The sequence below is a fragment of the Paenibacillus periandrae genome, assembly GCF_022458865.1.
GTDB lineage: Bacteria > Bacillota > Bacilli > Paenibacillales > NBRC-103111 > Paenibacillus_S > Paenibacillus_S periandrae.
In genome coordinates, this window is sequence record NZ_JAJNMU010000002.1 from 120,012 (window position 1) to 144,070 (window position 24,059).

At 45.3% G+C, this 24,059-nt stretch carries 23 protein-coding genes; 4 read left to right on the forward strand and 19 right to left on the reverse strand.

Annotated features, from left to right (window positions below; translation table 11 throughout):
- Positions 1 to 158: 158 nt before the first annotated feature.
- From LRL21_RS03105 to LRL21_RS03120, 4 genes are all read right to left on the reverse strand, one after another.
- A complete protein-coding gene (locus LRL21_RS03105) occupies positions 159 to 524 on the reverse strand; it encodes a response regulator (protein WP_338044569.1) in 366 nt (121 codons plus the stop codon).
- 28 nt (positions 525 to 552) lie between these two features.
- Positions 553 to 1,044, reverse strand: coding sequence for a chemotaxis protein CheX (locus LRL21_RS03110; RefSeq protein WP_240414305.1), 492 nt, complete (start codon positions 1,042 to 1,044; stop codon positions 553 to 555).
- Positions 1,041 to 3,629: an ATP-binding protein gene (locus tag LRL21_RS03115; RefSeq protein ID WP_240414306.1), complete on the reverse strand. Its 2,589-nt coding sequence runs from the start codon at positions 3,627 to 3,629 to the stop codon at positions 1,041 to 1,043. The genes LRL21_RS03110 and LRL21_RS03115 overlap by 4 nt, the downstream gene beginning before the upstream one ends.
- A gap of 87 nt (positions 3,630 to 3,716) precedes the next feature.
- Positions 3,717 to 5,534, reverse strand: coding sequence for an APC family permease (locus tag LRL21_RS03120; protein WP_240414307.1), 1,818 nt, complete (start codon positions 5,532 to 5,534; stop codon positions 3,717 to 3,719).
- Positions 5,535 to 5,903: 369 nt separating this feature from the next.
- Between LRL21_RS03120 and LRL21_RS03125 the strand changes: the two genes are divergently transcribed.
- Both LRL21_RS03125 and LRL21_RS03130 read left to right on the forward strand, forming a co-directional pair.
- Entirely contained in the window at positions 5,904 to 6,941 is a 1,038-nt protein-coding gene (locus LRL21_RS03125) for a metallophosphoesterase family protein (RefSeq protein WP_240414308.1), read from the forward strand.
- A gap of 52 nt (positions 6,942 to 6,993) precedes the next feature.
- Positions 6,994 to 7,917: an NAD-dependent epimerase/dehydratase family protein gene (locus LRL21_RS03130; protein ID WP_240414309.1), complete on the forward strand. Its 924-nt coding sequence runs from the start codon at positions 6,994 to 6,996 to the stop codon at positions 7,915 to 7,917.
- A gap of 70 nt (positions 7,918 to 7,987) precedes the next feature.
- Here LRL21_RS03130 and LRL21_RS03135 read toward each other — a convergent pair whose 3' ends face one another.
- The 9 genes from LRL21_RS03135 to alaS form a co-directional block, all read right to left on the reverse strand.
- A complete protein-coding gene (locus LRL21_RS03135; RefSeq protein WP_420832425.1) occupies positions 7,988 to 10,048 on the reverse strand; it encodes a methyl-accepting chemotaxis protein in 2,061 nt (686 codons plus the stop codon).
- A gap of 387 nt (positions 10,049 to 10,435) precedes the next feature.
- On the reverse strand, positions 10,436 to 11,716 hold the full coding sequence (locus LRL21_RS03140) for a peptidase U32 family protein (protein ID WP_240414311.1): 1,281 nt from the start codon (positions 11,714 to 11,716) through the stop codon (positions 10,436 to 10,438).
- 33 nt (positions 11,717 to 11,749) lie between these two features.
- Complete coding sequence (locus LRL21_RS03145; protein WP_240414312.1) at positions 11,750 to 12,679, reverse strand: peptidase U32 family protein; 930 nt, start codon at positions 12,677 to 12,679, stop codon at positions 11,750 to 11,752.
- 26 nt (positions 12,680 to 12,705) lie between these two features.
- On the reverse strand, positions 12,706 to 13,818 hold the full coding sequence (gene mltG / locus LRL21_RS03150; protein ID WP_275900571.1) for an endolytic transglycosylase MltG: 1,113 nt from the start codon (positions 13,816 to 13,818) through the stop codon (positions 12,706 to 12,708).
- 57 nt (positions 13,819 to 13,875) lie between these two features.
- Positions 13,876 to 14,181, reverse strand: a complete 306-nt coding sequence (locus LRL21_RS03155) for a DUF1292 domain-containing protein (protein WP_240414314.1) — start codon at positions 14,179 to 14,181, stop codon at positions 13,876 to 13,878.
- Positions 14,182 to 14,208: 27 nt separating this feature from the next.
- Entirely contained in the window at positions 14,209 to 14,517 is a 309-nt protein-coding gene (locus LRL21_RS03160) for a DUF1292 domain-containing protein (protein ID WP_240414315.1), read from the reverse strand.
- A 5-nt stretch (positions 14,518 to 14,522) separates the two neighbouring features.
- On the reverse strand, positions 14,523 to 14,942 hold the full coding sequence (gene ruvX, locus LRL21_RS03165; protein WP_240414316.1) for a Holliday junction resolvase RuvX: 420 nt from the start codon (positions 14,940 to 14,942) through the stop codon (positions 14,523 to 14,525).
- 61 nt (positions 14,943 to 15,003) lie between these two features.
- A complete protein-coding gene (locus tag LRL21_RS03170) occupies positions 15,004 to 15,267 on the reverse strand; it encodes an IreB family regulatory phosphoprotein (protein WP_076231688.1) in 264 nt (87 codons plus the stop codon).
- Positions 15,268 to 15,371: 104 nt separating this feature from the next.
- Complete coding sequence (gene alaS / locus LRL21_RS03175) at positions 15,372 to 18,008, reverse strand: alanine--tRNA ligase (protein WP_240414317.1); 2,637 nt, start codon at positions 18,006 to 18,008, stop codon at positions 15,372 to 15,374.
- Between the two features lie 229 nt (positions 18,009 to 18,237).
- Here alaS and LRL21_RS03180 point away from each other — a divergent pair, with 229 nt between their 5' ends.
- The gene (locus LRL21_RS03180; RefSeq protein WP_240414318.1) at positions 18,238 to 18,414 is read left to right on the forward strand and encodes a hypothetical protein; all 177 of its coding nucleotides are present in this window, start codon (positions 18,238 to 18,240) and stop codon (positions 18,412 to 18,414) included.
- Positions 18,415 to 18,547: 133 nt separating this feature from the next.
- Here the strand turns inward: LRL21_RS03180 and LRL21_RS45520 are convergent, their stop codons facing one another.
- The 6 genes from LRL21_RS45520 to cymR all read right to left on the reverse strand — a co-directional run bounded on the left by LRL21_RS45520 (position 18,548) and on the right by cymR (position 22,703).
- On the reverse strand, positions 18,548 to 18,679 hold the full coding sequence (locus tag LRL21_RS45520; protein ID WP_275900572.1) for a hypothetical protein: 132 nt from the start codon (positions 18,677 to 18,679) through the stop codon (positions 18,548 to 18,550).
- A gap of 401 nt (positions 18,680 to 19,080) precedes the next feature.
- Positions 19,081 to 20,151 (reverse strand): AI-2E family transporter, encoded by a 1,071-nt coding sequence (locus tag LRL21_RS03185; protein ID WP_240414319.1) that lies wholly within the window; start codon positions 20,149 to 20,151, stop codon positions 19,081 to 19,083.
- Between the two features lie 174 nt (positions 20,152 to 20,325).
- Entirely contained in the window at positions 20,326 to 20,523 is a 198-nt protein-coding gene (locus LRL21_RS03190) for a hypothetical protein (protein ID WP_076231682.1), read from the reverse strand.
- A gap of 11 nt (positions 20,524 to 20,534) precedes the next feature.
- Positions 20,535 to 21,059, reverse strand: a complete 525-nt coding sequence (locus LRL21_RS03195) for a PRC-barrel domain-containing protein (protein WP_240414320.1) — start codon at positions 21,057 to 21,059, stop codon at positions 20,535 to 20,537.
- Positions 21,060 to 21,109: 50 nt separating this feature from the next.
- Positions 21,110 to 22,258, reverse strand: coding sequence for a cysteine desulfurase family protein (locus LRL21_RS03200; protein ID WP_275900573.1), 1,149 nt, complete (start codon positions 22,256 to 22,258; stop codon positions 21,110 to 21,112).
- 25 nt (positions 22,259 to 22,283) lie between these two features.
- Positions 22,284 to 22,703: a cysteine metabolism transcriptional regulator CymR gene (gene cymR / locus LRL21_RS03205; RefSeq protein WP_240414321.1), complete on the reverse strand. Its 420-nt coding sequence runs from the start codon at positions 22,701 to 22,703 to the stop codon at positions 22,284 to 22,286.
- Positions 22,704 to 22,872: 169 nt separating this feature from the next.
- On the opposite strand from cymR, the gene mnmA reads away from it, so the two are divergent.
- A complete protein-coding gene (gene mnmA, locus LRL21_RS03210; RefSeq protein ID WP_240414322.1) occupies positions 22,873 to 23,964 on the forward strand; it encodes a tRNA 2-thiouridine(34) synthase MnmA in 1,092 nt (363 codons plus the stop codon).
- Positions 23,965 to 24,059: the final 95 nt, after the last annotated feature.

The window sequence follows — 24,059 nt, forward strand, 5'->3', positions numbered from 1 at the left end:
TCGTCTCTACCTATTGATAAGTATACCCGACCCCTCCAGGAAAAGAAGTACTATCTTTCTATAGTACCCTAATTGACTTCAGTAGACGCAAACAAACAGCCATCCTCAGAATCTCTCTGTTGACGGCTGTTATGGATATACCTATGTATGTTTTGCATTTAACCGGCTATTAAAACTTTTCCGATGATTTCCAACAGCTTATCAGCCTCAAAAGGCTTCACCACATACGATTTGGCACCGGACTTGATCGCCTCCAACACCTGCTGCTTCTGTCCAACTGCACTGATCATGACAACCTTTGCTTGGGGAAAGGATTTCAGCAAAATTTGCAGCGCCTCAATACCATCCATATTGATCATCGTAATATCCATTGTAACCAAATCCGGCTTATGATTAATGTAGCTTGCCAGCACTTCTCTGCCATCTGTGGCCTCTGCCACTACTTTATGTCCAGCGCGTTCAAGAATGAGCTTGATATTTCTGCGCATTACCGTTGAATCGTCAACAATCATAACGTTAGCCACTGCCTTGAATCCTCCAAACGTAGGTAGATTAAATTGCAAGTATACGAGCAAGCTCGGATTTATTTTGCGAAGGAATGTATATACAATAGAAGTTACCTGAATCAGTTTGGAATCTTTTTACGAAAAAATTGCTGAATTTGGATCGCAGCTCCGCTTTTTTGGTCACGATCACCAAAGGCGCTCCTAAAAAAATATCATGTTCATCACGGTCTGTCAAAGCATTTCCTGAAATCACATTCGCAATTTCTGCGACTACCTCAACCCCATACTGCGCCGCTTCTTCCTCAGTAATTTCCTCTAGCATAAATTTGTGAGCCAACGCGCCTGCCAATGAATGATCAACCGTAAGTATAACACCGCCTTGAATGACACCGCTAAGCTGAATAAAGGCCGTTACATCCTCCAAAAATAATCCTTCATCTTGATCCTCAAGCTCCTTCAAGCCTGGAATTCCAAGTCCAGTTATATATCCTGCCGATTTAGCAGTAAAAGCTTGAAAATATTGCTCCTCATGATTCACAGTGATCCGACCCTTTCTGCACCCGTAATATCTTCGTACGGCAGCTTCACGATAAATGCAGTACCGCTACCTTTTGACGTGGATACCCGAACCGTTCCACCGAGCTTTTCAGCTTCCGCTTTTACTGCGGATAGGCCAATTCCTCTACCCGACCATTCTGTCGTATGTTTTGTCGTCGATAGCTGATCTTTGAAAATCAAATTGGCAATATGCTCGTTCGACAACGGCTTTTCTTCATTATGAGGAGGCAGCAGACCTCTGGATTCCGCTCGTAATCTTACCGCTTCCAGATCAATGCCACGGCCATTATCGGAAATCGTCAAAGTGAGCTCGTTCTGTACTTGCTCGATTGAAAAGCTGACCGTTGCATATTCATCCTTGCCTTGCTCGACGCGTTCTTCCGGTGACTCAATACCATGAATTACGATATTCCTTACAATATGAACGAGCGATTGCGTCAAGCCGTTCAGACGTTCCGGGTCAACAGGGATGTCCGCTCCATTCAGCTCTATTGGATACAAAAGGAGTCCATTACGCTCAGCAAGCTCCGTCAAGTAAGCAGGATAATGCTGGATCAGCGCCTTTAACGGCTTAAAGCGCCATTTTCTTAATTCAGCAAGCCATAGCTTGTCCTCCGCCAGGGTCAGCCTCATCCTTAACTCTCGTTCCAGGTGCTGCCACTGTTCCTTCGTCAATTTCACTTCATATTCCATGCCCATCTCCGATGTCGCATCACCCAGAGCTTCCTTCAGAAGCTGGCTGTCCTTGTCCAGCCATTCATTTAACCGCAGCGAGCGAAGCCATTGCTCAAGCTCCTCCCATGTCGGTTTGACTTCGCGCCCGAGCAGCTCCATCAGTTCCGATTCCAGCTCATGGAGCTGCGGTACGATATGCATAAATTGCAGCAAGGCAAAGCTGCCCTTGAACGTATGAATTGATTTGTAGATCTCAAGAAGCTTGTCCTCAACCGATTCATTACCACTTGAGAGCTCAACAAGCTCCGTATTGCAAAAGGTTTCGAAGCTTCTTGTTATTTGCGCATAATCCTCAGAATGTGTGATCACATGAACGACCATTTGCAGTCTTTTGCGTTCACGATTCATTTGCTCTTCCAGTCGACGGGTTTCGGTAATATCGGTAAGCATGACCATGATAGCCCCGCCCACCTCCGTCTGTAAAGCGCCAGATTTTGCAGCGGGCAAGTACTTGAATTCAATCTGGACGACCATTCCATGTATGACAACCTCTTCAGGCAGCAGCGAGAAAATCAATTCCCGCTTCCACTCGTCCGGCTCATTATAAAATTCATCAAGGATCGATTCCAGCAGTACCGCTTCCTGCTCATCGCCTGCATAGAACAGCGATCCCAATCGCTGTCCGGCAATATCCTGTTGAAAAATACGTGTGCACTCCACACTGTGTTCTCCCATTACCCGAAGGTCAGGTCCAATCGACATAAAACCTTGTCTGGCATTATCCAACAAGGAACGAATCGAGGCCGTTCGCTCGGCAACCGTTTGCTCCAGCACCTGATTCCACTGCATAATCTTATCAATGGCTCCGACAATTTGTGCTTCTGCATGCAGGACATGCTTAGGCATCTCTTTAACCGTACGTCCGGCAGCAACTTCCTCCAGAGTTAACGTGAAATGGCGCAATGGCAAAATAATTCGCTGTCTTACCATAAGAATAACAAGCCCGAGCAGCAGCAGCATGCCGGCAAGTGAGCAAAGTCCGAGAATGCGAAGTCGGTCGGCGGCTTCTGTCGTCGATCGGGTCGGCAGCTCTGCGTACAGCGCTCCTATAGTTTTCCCTTCCATATCCAGCAGAGGCGCTGCAGATTGTGCAACCAATAGCTCTCCGCGGCGCTCCAGATTGAAATGCTCCAAGCCATCTGTTTTCATTGTGTCCACATAAGTATGCAGCCGCTCATTCGATATCTCTTTTGTAGAAGTTAGAAACTGTCCAGAGTTAAGGAGAAGCGCAATATCGGCTTGCAGTGTATCCTTTAAACCAACTATAATTTCATCGGAAAGCAGTCTGCCAAATATGACAAGACCTACGGGGGCCGCTTCTCCCTTATTACTCGTAACAGGGGCTACAGCTACAACGGCAAGTCCCTTGGACGTATTTACGATCCCGGAAAACTTCGGTTCCTTTTGAAACTTATCAAGAATAAAAGGGTACAAGACCTTGGTTTTCAACTCTGCTACATCCCCGGATTGTACCAGCACGTTGCCCTGTAAATCGGTTTCCGCAACAAAATCAATATTGGGCACTACATCGGGTACTACACCAACATTGTCCTGAATCCATCGCAAATCATTATTCAGTACAGCTTGTCGGTTATCCTCCCAATACCCGTTTGTAACGGTAATCCCGAGAATAGTATCTCCCAGACGTTCAACCAGCTTCTGAGCAGTTTGATTCGTTAGAATCGATTTCTCTTGCTCAATCTTGTTCATTCCGGACATTTCATGTTGATAAAAAAGAATCGATACGGTAACCAGTGGAGCTACTATAAGCAGCACAACCCAGATCAATAGCTCTCTCATAAAAGAACGCTGCTTGTGAATTTGATTCATTGTACAAATATCCCCCATCAACACGTCTGCAAGCCATTTAATTCCATGTTACCTGATTCTTTCACCCATGAAAAGACAATTGTTGACTTACCGATTCAAATGAAAGGGAACTGTGGCGATTACGATGTCCTTTTGTTGAAATAAGTACGCACGGATCAATAAGCTTGTTTGATTATGCAATATATTTTGCCACCAATACTTCGTAATGAATTGCGGAATCAATACCGTAATATGATCGGTATCCGCTGTTTTCCACTCTACCGTATCGATAAATCGGATCAACGGCTTCATAATACTCCGATAGCGCGACCTTAACACTATAAGGCGTACACCCGGATTCCATTCCTCCCATTTGGCCTCCATCTTCTGAATTTCTTCATCATCAAAGCCTACATACACCGCCACCACATTATCCGTTAATGATTTGGCGTAGCTAATCGTATTAAGCACTACGCGGGTAATACCGGCGACAGGAATTACGATCGTGCTTCCCTTAATAACCGGCTTGTCGATATCAATTTGAATTCTCAGCTCATCTGCCGTATTCAGATAATGCTTGTGAATGCTGTAGAAAATGAACATAACGACTGGCAAAAAGATAAAGACCATCCACACCTGACTAAATTTCGTTATGATAAAAATAAAAGTAATGACCAGTGTCGTTAGCATCCCGATTGAATTAATGATCAGCTTCAGGACCCAGCCGTTCGGCTTGCGCTTGATCCATTTGATCATCATACCCAGCTGCGATAAAGTAAACGGAATAAACACACCAACCGCATAGAGTGGAATCAAATTTTCCGTATTTCCGTGAAATACAATAACGAGCAGCGCAGACAGAACACCCAAGATTATAATACCATTTGAAAATCCGAGCCGATCACCCCGAACCATGAACATATGCGGCATAAACTTATCCTTGGCCAGCATAAAGGCTAGCAGAGGAAATGCTGAATAGGCTGTATTCGCCGCTAAAAACAGGATAAGGGCAGTGACACCCTGAATAATATAATAAAGCGTTCCCCGGCCAAAGGTAGAAGCCGCTATTTGTGAAACAACTGTTTCTTTTTCCGTTGGCTGAATCCCGTACCAGTAAGCTAGCAGACTGATTCCGATAAACATGCTTCCGAGAATAACACCCATCATCATAAGTGTCACAGCCGCATTTTTCTCAGCAGGCTTTTTGAAGTTAGGAATCGCATTGGACACCGCCTCGACCCCCGTAAGCGCCGAGCAGCCAGAGCTGAACGCCTTTAATAGCAGGAACAAGCCGACACCCGACATCGTCATTCCTGAGACCGGCTGTGGCGCACTGACCCCGCCCGTTAAATAATTATAAATTCCACAAACTATCAAAACAAAAACAGAGCATACAAACAAATAAACCGGCAGCGCCAGCACAGAAGCTGACTCTGAAATGCCGCGCAGGTTCAATACTGTCAAAAAAGTGATCATAATCAAGGAAATCAATACACGATGGTCATGAAGACTAGGGAATGCTGAGGTAATGGCATCCGTACCGGCAGAGGAACTAACCGCTACTGTTAAAATGTAGTCCACAAGCAAAGAACCACCTGCCATCAAGCCCGTTGACAGACCCAAATTATCTTTGGCTACGATGTAAGCTCCCCCGCCTGCAGGATAATTAAAAATCGTCTGCCGATAAGATAAAATCAGAATCGTCAGCAGTCCCAGAACCGCCACCGAAATGGGAATCGAATACCATAGCGCAGCCACACCCACTGTCATAAGAACGAGTAGAATTTGTTCGGTTCCGTAAGCTACCGAGGATAGAGCATCTGATGACAGTACAGCCAAAGCCTTTAACTTACTTAGCTTTTCTTCACCAAGCTCCTCTGATTTCATAGGTCTTCCAATAAAAAGACGTTTTACTCTACTTACCATGTGATTGAATTCCTCTTCTCCCTGATTAGGTTCACTTTAAACCTGTTACATACACACATGATGTATAATACAATCACAATGCTCTCACCGTAAAGTGGCAGCAGTTCCTTGAATATTAGGTTTAATATGGTTTTAAGGCTGAATAAGGTCAAAAGAGCGTATTCATTCTGACCGCGCTAACTATATCATCATTTATCAACCGTTTATCTCGTTTATTTGGAAGTTTAATTTATACTTGATTCCTGTTTGGATTGAGATCATCCTCGCGTAAAGTTATAATAGAAGAGAAACTTCATAATAAAAACAAACTTTAGGGTGACCTGTCAGACCAGATTTCATACAGGCCCTAGACTGATTGGGTGAACGATTGTGATAACACGCAGAAATTTCATTAAAAAAGGCTTACTTTCTTTAGGTTTATTATCTGCTGGAGCTGCAGGCTCCCTGCCTTTTGTACGTCGCTTCACCGCCAATGCAGAAGCGGCAGATGCCACCACAGGCTTCATCGAAGCTGTATCCAATGAACCCTTAATTTCATTATTCGTGCTTAGCGATCTACATATCACGATCAATGAATCATCCATGTCAGACAAACTGCATTTAGCACTTCAAGATATTACCAATTGGGAAACAAAAATCGATGCTATCGTGCTTGGGGGGGATTTAACTGATTTTGGGCGATTAAGCGATTATTTGTTACTCAAAAAGATTTTGAATCAATACGAGCTGCCACAGATTTATGGCAACATGGGCAATCATGATTATTACGATGTCTGGCTTACAGCCAAGGGAGAATTTTCTACAGAAACAGTACCTAACGGCAAGACCGATGCCATGTCCCGCGCTCGATTCCAGAACTTTCTCGCTTATGGCGCTTATGGGAACAAGCCTTATATCGACGCCTGGATTAACGGGGTTCATCTAATCATGGTATCCCAGGAGGCTTATGTAGAAGAAAGACCGGAGGTTGGTGAAGGAGCCTGGTACTCGGACGAGCAGCTCAATTGGCTTCGCAATATTATGAAGTCTCATGAAGACGGTAAACCATCACTCGTATTTATTCATCAGCCGCTGCCTGCTCTTGGCACAGATGGACGAACTCATCAAATGATCCGCGCAAACGAATTTACCGATATTTTGAAGCCCTACAAAAACGTATTCGTCATATCTGGACATACACACAGAAGCTTTGAGAGCGAGGATCACTACAACTGGAAAACCCCCTTCCATTGGTTTAACAATGCATCTGTGGGGCGTACCCGTAGTACATTGCCAGGACAAACGTCATCGCTAGCTCAAGGTATGTATATTGAAGTATATCCGCACCAGGTCGTTATCAAAGGTCGCGAGTTCAGCAACCGTACCTGGATCGACAATGCATCTTGGACAGTACCTCTGCTAAAATAGTTTCCATAGCTCTATTAGACATTTCTTCTAATTTATCATTGGAGGTTGACTCATGAATGTTCTTGTAACAGGAGGCGCTGGCTTCATCGCTTCTCACATTGTAGATCAGCTGATTGAGGACGGACATCACGTACATATTCTCGATAACCTCTCTACAGGCAAAACAAGCAACATCAATCCCCAGGCGACCTTCTATAAGGCTGATTTATTGGACGGACAGCTCTCACAGCTATTTGAAGCGATACATCCGGAAATTGTCATTCATCATGCCGCGCAAATCGATGTACAGACCTCTCTCCAGCAGCCGCTCCTTGATGCCAGAATTAATATCCTGGGCACCATTGCCATACTCGAGCAGTGCCGTAATCATGGCGTAAGAAAGCTGATCTATGCCTCATCGGCAGCTGTCTATGGCACTCCTGAATATTTGGGTGTTGATGAACGTCATTCCCTAAAACCACTTTCATTTTATGGCATCTCGAAGCATACACCCGAGCATTATATTGAAGCTTTCTCCGCTTTATTCGGATTGGATTATACGATCCTGCGCTATGCAAATGTCTATGGTATTCGTCAAGATCCTAAAGGCGAAGGCGGAGTCGTATCCATTTTCGTGGACAAGCTGCTGCAGAAGCAGCAACCGTTAATTTTCGGAGATGGGGATCAGACAAGAGACTTCATCTACGTAAAAGACATCGTTAGGGCCAATATGGCGGCTTTGACACATGGGAGCCGGGGAATTTACAATATTAGCTGGAACGTTCAAACGACTGTTGTTGAGCTGCTCCAGTTGATGTGTGAGCTGTGTGATACTCCTTATGCACCTAAATTCGAATCACCACGCGCCGGCGATATTCTTCACAGTCGATTGGATAACACGGCTGCCAGACAGCATCTGGGATGGGAACCCATTTATACTTTACGGCAAGGCTTGCAGGAAACGTGCGATTATTATCAGGCTGCCTATACAGTTTAAAACTTAGAAAAACCTCCAGACCATTTAAAGTGGTTGGAGGTTTTTTGCTGAATGCCTTCATCAGCTTAAATTAAACATCAAATTTGGAAAGAGACTCTTGCAGCGAGTTGGATAGCTGTTCAAGCTTGTCGGACAAACGAACCAAGCCGGAGCTAATGTTCAACTGCTCGGAGCTGAGCGATGCTACTTCCTGTGACGTTGCCGAGGATTCCTCTGCAACAGCGCTGACATTCGTCATCGCATCATTAAGAACCAATTGGGACGCATCAAGCTGGCTGATCGATTCTGTTACCTCGGACAACTGTCCAATAAATCCGCCCATATGATTCTGTACTTCTTTAAATATCAAATCGGCTTCTTTAACAGACAAGATTTGTTCCTGAAAAATCGGGTACGCATTGGATAGAACTTTAACCGTTTCATCAATTTCCTTTTGAATCGTTTCGGTGATTTGTCCAACGATTGCAATTGATTGACGAGATTGATCAGCAAGCTTGCGGATCTCGTCAGCAACAACCATGAAGCCTTTACCAGCAGCACCCGCACGAGCAGCTTCGATAGTCGCGTTAAGGGACAATATATTCGTTTGCTTGGAGACATTGCTCAATACTTCAAGTATTTTGCGAATCGAGCGCGTGCTCTCTTTCAGATTATCGACTTTCTCAACCATATTTCTGGTCATTTCTTCGGTAGCATTCGTTTTCAGAATCAGCTCGGACATGTATTGAATACCTTGTTCACTGGATTTCTGAACATCGGTTGCAGCTGTACCCATAACAATATTCGAATTGACAACAGCTTTCATTTGCATGCCGATACTGTGTGTCAGCTCATTCCCGCGTTCTGATTCAACCGCTAAGCTCGAAGCTCCTCCAGCTATTTCTTCTGTAGCAATCGCGATTTCCTTAGCGGAAGTAGCTGTTTTCTTGGATGCATCCGATAACTCCGTTGCAGTCTCTAATACTTCTTGTGCGGATCGATTGGTTTGCTGCACCAGTACGGTAATTTTCTCCATCATCTGATTAAAGCTATGACCCAATTGGCCGATCTCATCCTGTGATTGAACATTCATCCGAACAGTCAGATTCCCCTGTTCCCCTTCTTTCATCAGGTTACGAAGCATAATTACAGGCTTCCCAATCATTTTGGCTACCAGTATCCCGATACCGACCGCAATTAATGCCGCTACGAGTGCCATAATCCATGTAATATTGGATATAGCCTGGGCGTCCTTAACAAGCTCGGCAATTGGCATCGCACCCAGCAGGTACCATCCTGTTTTGGTCGATTTATAGTACACAAGCTGCAAGTCCTTTTTACCATTCATTGCACTGCGTGCTTCGTCCTTCAGAATATCGGGAGTGATATCCAAAACGGTCGGCTTGCCAATAGCAGCTCTATCCGTAGAATAAGCTATGTTCATACCTGGGGTAATAATAATGGTTTGTCCGCCTTCACCCATTTGAATATCAGCTAATTCTTTTCCTACAGCATCTACGTTAATTTCCATAAGCAGAACCGCTTGTGTGCTGTTGGTGGAAGTATTTTTCAATACACGTCCAAGAGCGAAAGCTGCTGTATTGTTTCCTGAGGATGTATCTACAAAACCTCCAGTTCTAGTTTCGATCCAGGAGGCACGACCGTTGTCATCCGTAATTTTTTTGAACCACGGCTCCTGAATCAAAGTTTCTTTGCTTGTAGACCCTCCCGAAGCAGCGATGGGCTCGCCTGTAGGGCGAAATAAATGCAAAGCTTTAATCGTTTTGTTCGAGTATGTATAGACGTTTAATTTATCGCTGATTTTTTGGCGCATTTGCAAATAATCATAGCTTCCTTTATTAACGGCTTCCGAGTCAACAAGCAGTGTCTTCATCTCGTTGTCTAGCAAAATTTGCATCGACAGATCCTCATAGACCGTATACATGATATCCAGCTTTTGACCTGCCTGAATGATCGTCTGCTCGGAGGCATCTGCTACCTTTTTCTGAATAACACCTTTGGAAATATTGTACGACGTGAATCCTACTGTCAATACGAAAAAGAGAATGCTCACGAGAAAAATTAAAAATAATTTCATGCCGACGGATTTAATTGGATTTTCCAAACGAAGACCACTCATCGAATTTTTCATATGCTCTGAACTCGTAGCTCCTTTGTTGGATTCTTTTTTTGACACGAGATTTTTAAAAATGTTGCCGATTTTTGCTGTCCATTCGCTAAGCACAGACAGTATTCCTTTCAAAGGAACCACCACCTAATCTGATATAGTTTCTTCTGCGAGATAGTGATGACATAATAACATTAGAAATGATATTCGACATCGTTTTTGTATTTCCTTTTTATAAATCGCTTTCATTGGAAATAAAATAGTCCAAATGCTTCATTTTTAAATTTTTTGGCGATTTTTGCATTTTTTTCGACCATTTGGATCATATTACTTTTTTCCATAACTGTCCATGGGTATTATGACCCTAGACAAAAAAAGCCCCAAAAGCTAGAGGCTTCTTTTATCCGCTTTTTATGCTTTACGCATTCTTTTACGCATCATATCCATAGGTCGAACGGGCTGATCCAGCTTCATCCGGATCGATTGAAGAGGATGTCGCGCCGCATCAAGCTCTTGACCCGATTCATCATAGATAGCAGGAACGTTTTGCTTGAACAAGGTTCCCTTCGGTCCAAAAAATTCAATCTCTTGTCCGGGCTTAAAGTGATTACGCTGCTGAATGGTCGCTATGCCGCTATCCGCATCATAGGCTATGACTACACCTACAAAATCGTAAGGCGCTGCTTTATCCTCCGGCTCAAAGATATGGTCTTCATGATCCGGGTGCTCATAGAAAAATCCTGTATTCAACGGCCGATTAGCAGCCTTCTGAATTTCATAAAGCCATTCAGGCTTCATCTCATAATGTTCAGGATCGGCAAAATACGCATCGATCGCTTGACGGTATGCATTGACGACTGTAGCCACATAGTGAACACTTTTCATCCGGCCTTCGATTTTGAAGCTGTCTACACCCGAACGTACCAGCTCTGGAATATGCTCGATCATCGATAAATCCTTGGAGCTCATCGAAAAGGCGTCGTCCTCAGCCTGAAATAAAGGAAGCTCCTTAATCCCAACCTGCTGATCCTGCTCCGTTGTGAACAAATCATATTTCCATCTACAGGATTGCGAGCAGCCGCCGCGGTTAGAATCACGGTCGGTAAAATGGTTGGATAAGACACATCGCCCTGAATAGGAGCTGCACATCGCGCCATGCACGAATACCTCGATCTCAACGTGGACGTTTTTCTTGATATCTTCGATTTCCTGCATACTCGCTTCACGTGCAAGCACTACCCGGTCCATGCCTTCTTCCTTCCAAAATTGCACGGCCTGCCAGTTCATCGTAGACTGCTGGGTGCTCAAATGAATTTCAAGCTTGGGAGCAACCCGCTTACAGGTTTCAATAATAACCGGGTCCGCAACAATAATCGCTGCTACACCCGCATCCTGAATGCCACGTAAATAGGCCTCCAACCCCTCGATATCTTCATTATGAGCATAAATATTGGTAGCTACAAATACTTTGGCTCCGTAACGTTCAGCAAATTCCACACCTTCGCGCATTTCATCGAATGAAAAATTGTCCGCATTGGAACGCAGTCCATACTGCTGGCCCCCAATATAGACGGCGTCAGCTCCATAATGGACAGCAAATTTCAGTTTTTCCAGATTACCAGCCGGGGCCAACAGCTCCGGTTTATCCAGACGTACTCGCTTGCCAAGAAGCTGCTGCTGTATCAACGTCATCACGATCACTCCTTTTACCTATCCAATTCTAGTTCAATACACTTGCTCTTTAAAGAAAAAGCCGAACGTCAGCTCACGTCTTGGGTCCTGCAGCTCCCGAATTGCATCCAGCCATTGTTCTTCGAATACGTAGTTTTCCGGGTCAGAGCAGAAGGTATCAATCGCCAGTCGATAACTTTTAATTACTGCTTCGTTGTATTCAGGTGATTTTAATAAGCCTTCAATCTTCAGGCTATCGAGATGACCTTCAATCAGCTCATGCAGGTTTTCAAGCATACAAATATCATCAGAGCTCATAATATGCGTACCATTCTCGTCCTCGTACAGCGGATAACGTTCATCCTTACGCTCCTGCTCGATCAGAAACAGCCCATCCCCAAGTCCTTTGGATGCGCCTTGTTCGCGTCCCTGATGGTCCTCGTAATTGGTTACCAGGCTGCGTTTGGAATGGTAAATATTCGTAATACCGTGCACCTGCACCTGTACTTCCATGTGCGGCAGCTTGCTTTTTATTTCAAGGGTTTCATCCATGTTCAGTTCCCGGGCCAATACGACCCGCTTCGATCCCTTGGAGCCCCAATAATTGGCTGTTTCATAATTCGTCGAAGTCATTTCGGCATTCCAATGCAGCGGCAAACCTGGTGCAGCCTGGCGCATTGCTATCAATACGGCCGGATCCCCGAATACAACCGCATCGGCCTCCAATTGCTGCACACGCTGCAAATAATTCGGAAGCAGAGCAAGCATCTCGTTATCGATAATTTTGTTAACCATTACGTATACCTTGGCTCCACGCTCATGGCACCAGGGAATTAACTCGCTTAATTCGTCCAGGAGGACCTCTCCAGATAACCGCATGCCATAACGATGCTCACCGACCGATACCGCATCGGCTCCGGCCTCTACATAACGCCGTGCTTCTTCTGCTGTTCCGGCAGAAATGTACAGCTCTGGTTTTTTCATTGTACTCTCACCCTTCAATAAAAAAATTACTTTTTAAGCGTGCTTTCGTTTTTCTTGCTGACTGCAATATTTTTTTGGTGCTGATCAAAGGTTTCCCCAAAGTAATGCGCCTTGGTACCATCCTTTTTCGTTACATAGTACAGGAAGTTGTTGTCTGCCGGGTATATCGCCGCTTTAATCGATGAAAGACTTGGACTCGCAATAGGACCAGGTGGCAAGCCTTTGTGCAAATAAGTGTTATACGGACTTTCCGTTTGCAAATCCTTTTCAAATAAACGATCCTTCGGCTTATCAAACAAGTATTGAACAGTGGCATCGATTTGCAGCTCCATCTTCTTGCGCAATCGATTGTGAATGACACCGCTAACGAGAGGACGCTCTTCATCCAATACAGCCTCACGTTCGATCAATGAAGCAATGGTCAGCATCTCGTGAAAGCTTTGCCCGCGGTCCGCCATCGCTTGCGGCCAATTGTCCGGAAGCTGCTCCAGCTTCCTGTCGAGCTCCAGCATCATATTATTCAGCATATCCTCGACCTTAATGTCTTTGCTCCATTCGTAAGTCTCAGGAAATAAATAACCCTCCAGCCTGCTCCGCAGCTGAGTCTGATTAGCCATTTTCGAGAATACATGGGCCGTAAAATGATTGTCCTGCTGTGCCTTCTCAATGAATAATCCCGGATCGATTCCAAATTGCTGTTGCACCTTATCCGCGATCTGCCTTACGGTATAACCCTCGGGCACGGTAAGCTTGATTCCCTGCTCTTTAACTGTTAAACCTTTATTAAAGGTATCAATAATGGCATCATTGGTCATCCCGGGAAGCATTTCATATTCGCCTGCCTGAAATTTACTGCCCTGATGAGCATATTTTAAATAATAAGTAAAAACTCGCGCATTGCGAATCAAACCTTTGCTTTCCAACAGCTCCGCAATAGAGAGCGGACTCATGCCTGGCGGGATCATAATCGTTTGCGGCTGAGAGGATTCAGCAACAGGCTGTAAGGCTTGCTTCACATACAAACCCAAACCGATCGAAGCTAATACGACTACAACTATAACTATCACAATTAAGGATACTACAAGCTTTTTTACTCTACTAAACGGTGCCACTACTACTCCTTTCGACCAAGTACGCATAAACAACGAAAAAGAGCGGATTGTCTCCGCTCACTCCGTTTGAAACCAACATCCTGTTTACAACGCACTATCCTCGGAAAACGTCATCTCATCATACAGCTCAGTCACGTTTTCCCATTCGTCATCATCATCTATGGTTTCCAGCTCGAGCTCTCCGTCTGGGCCAGTTATAACCCGAAAAACCTCAGGTTCTCCGATTACAGGCTGATCCTGCTTCACAACCGCATAGCTCTGATCACCCAGCTGAAACTCAGTGAGCAGCTTGTAAACTACGGATTGTTCATTATCATCATACAAGATAATATCATCTCCGTAGGTGCTGCGCAACTGACTTATTAATTTTACATCCTTTAATGTGAACAAAAAGAACGCCTCCCGTTATCGTTTCCATTAATTGGAGTCTTCTTCCTCTTCGACTTCCTCATCCATCAATGTATTAAAGGTTTCTTCGACAATATTCCATTCTTCCTCGTTATCGATCGTAAACAACTGCAGGTCATCTCCGTCTTCCTCATAACGGAAAGCATACACCTCATCGGATTCCTCTTCCGCGTCGACCGGCACAACCATCATATACTTTTTATCGGAACCGTCAACCTCGAACTTCATAATGACTTCAAACTCTTCCTCATTACCTTCTTCATCCGGGATATAAATAATTTCCGGTTCTTCTTCTTGAAGTTGTTCTTCTTTAGTCACGCCAATCACCTCTTCGTATTGGAATCCATATAATTTTGCAAAATGAGCGCAGCTGCCATCTTATCGATGACTTGCTTTCTTTTCTTGCGGCTGACATCAGCATCTATCAGCACACGCTGTGCAGAGGCTGTTGTCAGTCGTTCATCCCATAGATGTACGGGCAGTCCGAAAACTTCTCGCAGAGACTCGGCAAAAGCGATGCACAGCTCTGCACGAGGACCTATGGTATTGTTCATATTCTTGGGCAAGCCTACGACAAGTTCGTGAACGCTATACTGCGCTATCAATTCACGAAGTCTTGCCATATCCTTCTCTGAGCTTGTTCTCCGGATGACCTCAAGACCTTGAGCTGTCCAGCCCAATTCGTCACTAAGGGCGATACCGATCGTTTTGTCTCCGTAATCCAAACCCATTAAACGTTCCATCGTATACTAAACTCCCAACGGCAGGCAATCTTGTCATATCTAGTATTTCCTGCCCTGCATCTTATGATTTATGCTGCTGCAAATACGATCTGACCAGCTCTTCAATCAACTCGTCACGTTCGCGCTTGCGAATGATGCTCCTAGCATTATTATGGCGTGGAATATAAGCCGGGTCGCCGGATAAAAGGTAGCCTACAATTTGATTAATCGGATTATAGCCTTTTTCCTGCAGCGCGTCATATACCGCCAAAATAACTTCCTTGGGTGATGTTTCGATTTCTTCCGCTTTCACATTGAACTTCATCGTTTTATCCATCGAGCTCATCCCTACACCCCCTAGAAACAAAAATGATGAATAGTAGCTTACAAAACACGTTACCTTCTTAGATATTCGCTATTTGTCGAAAAATTCCTCTTGACAGTACAAATTTATTTTTTCAGCTTCGCTTGATTTTCTACAATATGTCCTACCTGCTCCAGAGCCGCCGACAATTGAGAAGCATCCTTGCCTCCTGCTTGAGCCATATCGGGACGGCCGCCACCGCTGCCACCGACAATTGCCGCTGTTTCCTTGATCAGCTTACCAGCATGAAAGCCTTGAGCCACCAGATCCGGTGTTACGGCTGCTACCAGATTCACTTTGTCATCCGCAATCGCGCCCAGCACAATAATTGCCGAACCCAGCTTAGCCTTCATTTGATCCACAATACTGCGAAGCGAATCCATATCCCCGGCATTAACCTGTGCAGCTAGCACGGGTACTCCTGCAATGGGTTTCAACTGGTCTGTTAAAGAACCGGCCTCGATTTTGCCAAGCTTCGACTTCAAGGATTCATTCTCTCTAGCCAATTCCTTCAGTTGAACAAACAGCCCCTCGATTCGTTTGGGAACCTCTTGAATGTTGGATTTCAGCAGCCCTGATGAATCGCGCAGCAGCTGCAGCTGTTGATCTATATACAAATAAGCATTACGGCCCGTCACGGCTTCAATCCGGCGAACACCAGAACCGATACCTGATTCACTGACGATTTTGAACAAACCTATCTGGCTCGTATTGGCCACATGACAGCCGCCGCATAACTCCAGGCTGTAGCTGCCTACCTGAACTACACGGACAACATCGCCGTATTTCTCACCAAATAAAGCCATCGCCCCCATTGCCTTGGCATCCGCAATTGGTTTAAGTGTAATCGAAACCTGCGTGCTTTTCCAGATTTGCTGGTTAACCCGTTTTTCGACATCCTGCAGCTCTTCAGCCGTAATGCTGCCAAAATGCGAGAAGTCAAAACGCAATCTTTCTGGAGCTACCGATGAGCCTGCCTGATTCACGTGCTCACCCAGTACATCTTTCAAAGCTTTGTGCAGCAAGTGAGTGGCCGTATGATTTTTGATAATATCCTCGCGCATTTCTTCACTGACCGCCGCCTGCACGGTATCACCCTTGCGCAGCACACCGGATTCAACTACAACAGTATGCACATGCTGACCATGCGGTGCTTTGCTGACATCCACTACTTTTAAACGGACATCACCTGAAGCAAGATAGCCGTGATCGCTCACCTGTCCACCACTTTCCGCATAGAAAGGAGTGACATCCAGCACCACCTGACACGTCTCGCCCAAACCAACCAAATCGACAAATTGATTCTCATGCACCACAGCAATCACTTTAGCAGTAGTTACCAATTCAGTATAACCAACAAACTCACTTTTAACCGTCAGCTCAGCAAGTGGTCCGCCCTGCACCTTCATACTGTCCGAGTCCTGACGCGCTGCCCGGGCACGATTACGCTGCTCCTGCATCGAGCTGTCAAACCCTTCACGATCCACTGTCAAACCTTTTTCTGAAGCAAAATCCTCTGTTAAATCAAATGGGAACCCGTATGTGTCATACAGCTTGAAGGCATCCGCGCCGCTGATCTGTGTTCGGCCCTCGGAGGTGGCTTTTTCCGTTAATTCAGCAAGTATAGCCAAACCATCGGACAAGGTTTCATGGAAACGCTCCTCTTCGGTGCGAATTACCTTCTCGATAAACTCGCGTTTGTCGACAACCTCTGTGTAGTACACGCCCATAATTTCACCAACAATCGGTGTCAGCGTGTGCAGGAACGGTTTATCGAGACCGATTACTTTCCCGTAACGTACGGCACGACGCAGCAAACGACGAATGACATAACCGCGTCCTTCATTGGAAGGAAGCACACCGTCACCTACGGAAAAGGCAACCGTACGGATATGATCGGCAATAACCTTCAATGCTACATCCGTTTCTGTCTTTTCATGATACGTCACGCCAGCAAGCTTGGCGGTTTGCTCAATAATCGGCATGAACAAATCCGTATCAAAGTTGGAGTCCACATTTTGCAAAATCGAAGCAAAGCGCTCCAGACCTGCTCCTGTATCGATATTTTTATTAGGCAATGGTGTATAGCTGCCGTCTTTGTTATGGTTGAACTGGGAGAACACCAGGTTCCACACTTCCAGGAAACGTTCATTCTCACCACCTGGCCAGCACTCTGGATCACTCAAGTCCCCATACGCATCGCCACGGTCATAAAAAATTTCGGTACAAGGTCCGCAAGGCCCTTCGCCAATATCCCAAAAGTTTTCCTCAAGCTTATAGATGCGCTCTTCCGGAAGCCCGATTTTTTTGTTCCAAAATTCAAAAGCTTCGGTATCCTCAGGATACACCGTCACCGACAAACGGTCCGGATCAAAGCCGATCCACTCGGGGCTCGTCAGAAATTCCCATGCCCAGGTAATAACCTCTTCTTTAAAATAGTCACCGATTGAAAAGTTACCGAGCATTTCAAAGAAAGTATGATGACGGCGTGTTTTGCCGACATTTTCAATGTCATTGGTACGAATACATTTTTGCGAATTGGCAATCCGCGGATTTTCAGGAACAATACGTCCGTCAAAATACGCTTTAAGCGGTGCCATTCCTGCGTTGATCCACAGTAAGGATGGATCGTTGTGCGGAACGAGCGGCGCGCTCGGCTCAATGCGGTGTCCTTTACTTTCAAAAAATGCGAGCCATTTGGAACGGATTTCACTGGCTTTCATATAGATACCTCCGGTGGTTTTTTTACCCTCCCAAACCCTCCCTATAGGGAGGGCCCCAAAGGGCTTTGCCCTCTGGACTCCCGTGGGAGCGTGGCGGACTGTGTTGTTCTCGGGCCGCTATGTCCCTCAGGGACACGCTCGACTGTGGTGCTATGCCTTTTGAGTTCATGCGTGTGCTCGGGCCGCTTTCGTCCCATGCGGGACACGCTTGACTTTGGTGCTTGAGCAAGTGCAAGTTCAAGTACGGTGCAAGGGCAAGGGCGGGTGCTTGCTGGGTGCTGCTGTTGTGTTCTGGAGCCGCATCGTCCCTGCGGGACACGCTCAGGTTGGTGCTTTTGTGTTTGTTACTGAAAGCTTCGCGCAGCGTGGGGTTCACTACTCCACCCCCCAATTGGGGATGGAGTAGGAGTTTTGCCCCAGGCGAAGCAGGTAAAGTTCATCCGCAGGAAAGAATTTGTGCAAATGGGCTCCCGAGGGAGCAAGGGATTGTGCCGTAGAGTTTACGGGCCGCCTTTGAACCTGGATGATTACCACTTCGTCTAATCAAGATCATCCAGGTTCAACAGCGGCTGAAGGCACATCCCTTGCGCACGCAGGGGCCGCATCATTTGCATAAATTCCTTGCTCTTGAACTTTACTTCTCCGCAAGCCAAGCAAAACCTCGATTCCACTCCCCAAAACCCCTTTTAAACAGAAAAACGCCCCTGCTGACAGGGACGAATTGATCGCGGTACCACCCTGGTTACTGTACAGCTGTCAATCAAGACGCAAGCCTGCTGTACAATCTCCTTGAACAAGACTTGTAACGAGTCCATCCGGCGGATTTGTTCCGCACTCCGAAATGAGCTTTCAACCATCCTTCATTAGTAAGGTTCTCTCAGCTAGCCTAATGCAAGCAGCAGCGGGCTATAACCTATTCTCTGGATAATGGGCTATGGTTTACTTAATTTCATCAACGCTTTCAGTTATATACTTGTATACGATTATATACGTTTTTTGAAAGGAATGTCAACAAGGCGGCCATACAGCACGATCAGGGAGATGCGTTTCGTGAACAACTCGATCTCCTTGTTTATGTTGTTCTCCGATGTACATAATATTGGAAAACATGCTGCACAATGACCTTTATAACCGCAAACACCGGAACTGCCAGAATCAAGCCGATCACACCCGCAATTTCCCCGCCCGCTAGCAGAGCAAATATAATCAGGAGCGGATGCATCTTTAACGAGCGACCTACGACCTGAGGTGAAATCACATTGCCTTCGAGAATTTGACAGACTGTATTCACCACAGCGACCATCAGTACCATCTTAAAGGAAATCGTCGAGGCCATTATAAGAGCCGGAGCCGCCCCAAAGAAAGGGCCGAGATATGGGATAATATTAAACACGGCAACCAGACAAGCAAGCAGCAGCGCGTACGGCATTCCAATCAGCCAATAACCCAAATACGCCAGGATTCCAATAATGACACATACTAAAAACTGTCCGCGAATATAATTACCAAGAGCCGTATCGATATCCATTAGCAGCTTGTAAACCTGTTTGCGCTTTGCTTTAGGTACCGTAGCCAGTACGGTTTTTTCTATCAGTTGAAAATCCTTAAGCATGTAAAAAGCCAAAAAAGGTACGATGAAAGCGATGAATATCATATTGATCGTACTGCCTATTCCGTCAATATATTTCGATATGGCATGTGATACGCCGTTTTCCAGCTTCATGAGAGACTGATTGATGCCGGTACGGATGGTGTCCGGCACAAATTGCATACTTTTCATCGTATCGACAACGCCTTGAGCTTTCATTTCAAGCTGTGGAATATGCTCATTAAATTCATTTAATTGATTAATAAACATCGGGATCAAGTTCATCAATACTACCGTTGTGGACACAATAAATACGGCATAAATCAGAAGTACAGCCACTGTCCTCGGCACCTTGCGGGCGTTGAGCAGGGATACGACAGGATTCAATACATAAGAGATGATCATTGCGATAATAAAAGGAGCCAGAATCTCAAGCAGAAAATGATAAATTCCGATCCAGATCGGACGAATTTTCAACAAAACCAGCAGGATCAGCAGACCCAGCAGGATGTAGATCATAATTGAAAATACTCTGCTTTTGTAAAAATGATTCATGCGTTCTCACCGCCTCAGTTCCCTGTCCAAATCACTCAACCATTATAAGTATATGTACAACCCTGCATCTTAATCCCCTTGAATAACACAAAAAATCGCATTCGCTTCCAACCGCTGCATGATTCAAGCGGTTAGGGCGAATGCGATTCAACATACATCTGATTCGGTAATTTATCAGTTTGCATGAATATGCGGCATTTCTTCTTCAAAAAACAGATCGTCCAGTGAGCTTAAAGTACCGTCTTCTTCAACTTGATATACAGACATTTTCTCACCGTTCACACTAAGTTCGATAAAGCAGCCCCAGCAGTAAAACTGATGCGAGCCTATTTTGCCAATATCCTTTGAATTACAATTCGGACAACGTAACATTTGGTATCACCCTATTCCTCATTTGATTTGACTATTTCAGTCAACCATTCATTGCAGTGAACGGGGACTATAATTGCATCCTCACCCATTGTTACAGAATCCGGTAAGGGCAGCCATTTGCGCCCCTCTTTCAGATCAGAAATAAAACCCTCGGTCAATTCGTAGCCTATTACTTTTTTACCCTGCTCGGGGTCCAGATAAACATCATCCACAATACCCAGATGCTGACCATTGACGGTTACAACAGGCATTCCCTTCACCTTATGATCACCATTCAGTAAAGAGATGTACACTTGATCCTGCGCATCCAACGGGAAGACAGCCTCTTCGTTGTGAATGGTTATAGCATCTTCACCCAGAGCAATGACATCCTTCCAGGCAACACAGTTGGACACTGAAAACCAATGCCTGTTCTCCAGTAGTACAAGCTCAATCTGCCAGGCTTCATCCAGTAATAAATCTTTGACTGTACCGACCTGTTTACCTGTTTGCACACAAAGTATCGGTAATCCTATCACATCACGAGCTTTTTTCAAGCGCTGTATCCTCCCGATGCAATAGCTGCAAATGAATGAAACACTTCTTACTAATAATTATTACGTATACGATTTACAATGGTTACAATTTTCTCTGTACAAGTCACAATATCTTGCAAATGGCTCCCGGATCCAAAGCTGAATCGCACAGCTGATGCAGTTACCGGCTCAGGCAGCTTCATGGCTTGAAGCACATGGGATACTTCCAACGAGCCCGATGTACAAGCAGAGCCGCTGGCAGCAGCGATCCCCTCCATATCGAGGTTCATCAGCATCGTTTCCGATGAAATGCCAGGAAAACTGAGGTTGAGTATGTGCGGCAAATACGCTGTAGGATGTCCATTAATTACCACTTGCTCACTTCCCAGTTGCTCTTGCAGCCTTGTTACCATCTCTATACGTAGTTTTTCCATCTTTTGTTGCATTTCATACCTATGTTCGATAAAAATTTGTAACGCTTTTGCAAAACCTGCAATTCCCGGTACATTTTCAGTGCCTGCACGCCGCTTTCTTTCTTGAGCGCCACCATGCAAAATCGGCTCTAGCTGAATTTGTTTAGCTATATAAAGGGCTCCGATTCCTTTGGGTCCCTGAATTTTGTGCGCAGAAAAGCTCATTAAATCAATAGGGAGACTATTCAGACTAAGCTCGATGGCTCCTAGTGCCTGAACAGCATCGACATGAAACCAGATCCCTTTGCTTCTGGCCAGCTCCCCGATCTCCATAATCGGTTGAATCGTCCCTACTTCGTTATTGCCATACATTACAGTGATCAAAATAGTATCAGTGCGAATCGCTTGTTCAAGCTGATTCAGTTCAAGCTGTCCATTCGTATCTACAGGTAAATAAGTAACCTCAAAGCCCAGCTTTTCGAGATATTGGCATGTATGCAATACAGCATGATGCTCAGTCTGAACCGTTATAATATGCTTGCCCAAAGAGGAGCGCGCAGCGGCAGCACCTAATATAGACATATTATTGCTTTCGGTACCTCCGCTTGTAAATACAAGCTGCGAGGCCGCACAACCAAGTAAAGAAGCTATCGAATCTCTTGATCGTTGAACAACAGAACGTGCTTCTCTACCTGCGCTATGCGTACTGGAGGCATTTCCATAGTAATGTGTGTAAATTGGCAGCATCGTTTCGAGAACCTCGGGATGAACCGGGGTTGTTGCTGCATGGTCCAAATAGATCGTCATGATAACTCCATTACCTTCATCTGAATTAAATATAGAACATGTAGCTATCGCTGACGCCTTCACCCTTGAAGTTAATTAAATCCTTCAATGTGGTAGAATCCAGCACTGTTGCAATGCTATCCCGGATACGCACCCACAGGTCGCGTTTGGCTGGATCATCCTCTTCGGTGAAATCAACAGGGCTGATCGGTCCTTCCAGTACCCGAATCACGTCGCCCGCAGAAATATCTTCTGCCAGCTTGGACAAAATATAGCCTCCATAGGCTCCTCGAATACTTTTAACTAAACCTGCATTACGCAATGGGGCTACCAATTGCTCCAAGTAGTGTTCGGAAAGCTGATGCTTCTCGGCAATACTTTTTAATGAGGTGGGTCCTTCTCCGTACTTGGACGCCAGTTCCATCATAATTGTTAATCCATATCGGCCTTTGGTAGAAATTTTCAAGTCAAGCACCTCATTTACATTTCAATACATGTTGGTATCGTATATATGGTATCATAAATCCTTGTAATTTGGGAGAAAAACCGTGTCATATTGATGAAATATTTATTATTCAGTATAACCCATGTATAATACAAGATAAACGTAAAGCAGCAAGGAGAGAAAATCCATAATGAATAAGCAAACACGAGTCGTTCTAGGTATGTCCGGCGGTGTCGATTCCTCCGTGTCAGCTCTGCTTTTAAAGGAGCAAGGATACGAGGTTATCGGTGTTTTTATGAAAAATTGGGATGACACCGATGAGTGGGGCCACTGCACCGCTGAAGAAGATTCCGAGGATGTCCGCAGAGTATGCGACCAAATCGGCATTCCCTATTATACGGTAAATTTTGAGAAACAATACATGGATAAGGTATTTCAATACTTTCTGGATGAATATCGCAAGGGCAGAACACCGAATCCGGATGTAATGTGTAATCGTGAAATTAAATTCGGGGAGTTTCTGAACAAAGCGCTTGAGCTGGGCGCAGACTACATTGCCACCGGTCACTACGCGCAAGTAGATCAGCAGGATGGTATATACCGCTTACGGCGGGGTGTTGATGGCAACAAGGATCAAACGTATTTTTTGAATGCTCTCAATCAATACCAATTATCCAAAGCGATGTTCCCGATCGGGCATCTGCCAAAGCCGGAAGTGAGAGCAATAGCAGAGCGGGCAGGTCTTGCCACTGCGAAGAAGAAGGACAGTACAGGTGTATGCTTCATTGGAGAACGGGACTTCAAGGAATTTCTAAGCGGTTATTTGCCGGCCAAGCCTGGCGATATGCAAACCTTGGAAGGAGAAGTCAAAGGACGCCATGATGGATTGATGTATTACACTTTAGGACAGCGGCAGGGTCTTGGTATCGGTGGCGGTGCAGGAAGTGGGGAGCCCTGGTTTGTTTCAGGCAAAAACCTCGAAACCAATGTCTTATATGTCGTGCAGGGTGAGCAGCATCCAAGCCTATATTCCTCGGGACTGAGAGCGACAGATCTAAATTGGATCAGCGGAACGCTGCCTAAGCAGGAATACCGCTGTACAGCCAAGTTCCGTTATCGTCAGCCGGATCAAGGGGTTAGCGTCACGTTTAACGAGAAAGAGCGTACCTGCGAGGTTACTTTTGACAAGCCGCAAAAGGCGGTCACACCGGGTCAATCGGTCGTATTTTATGATGGCGAGCTTTGTCTTGGCGGTGCTATCATCGATACGGTTATATCCTAAACATTCTAAACATTATGCTTTCGGCTAAGAGCTTCACAATAGATACAAAAAAGCGGACTATCCGATGCAGCCACTCTGTGTAAGAGTACATGCCG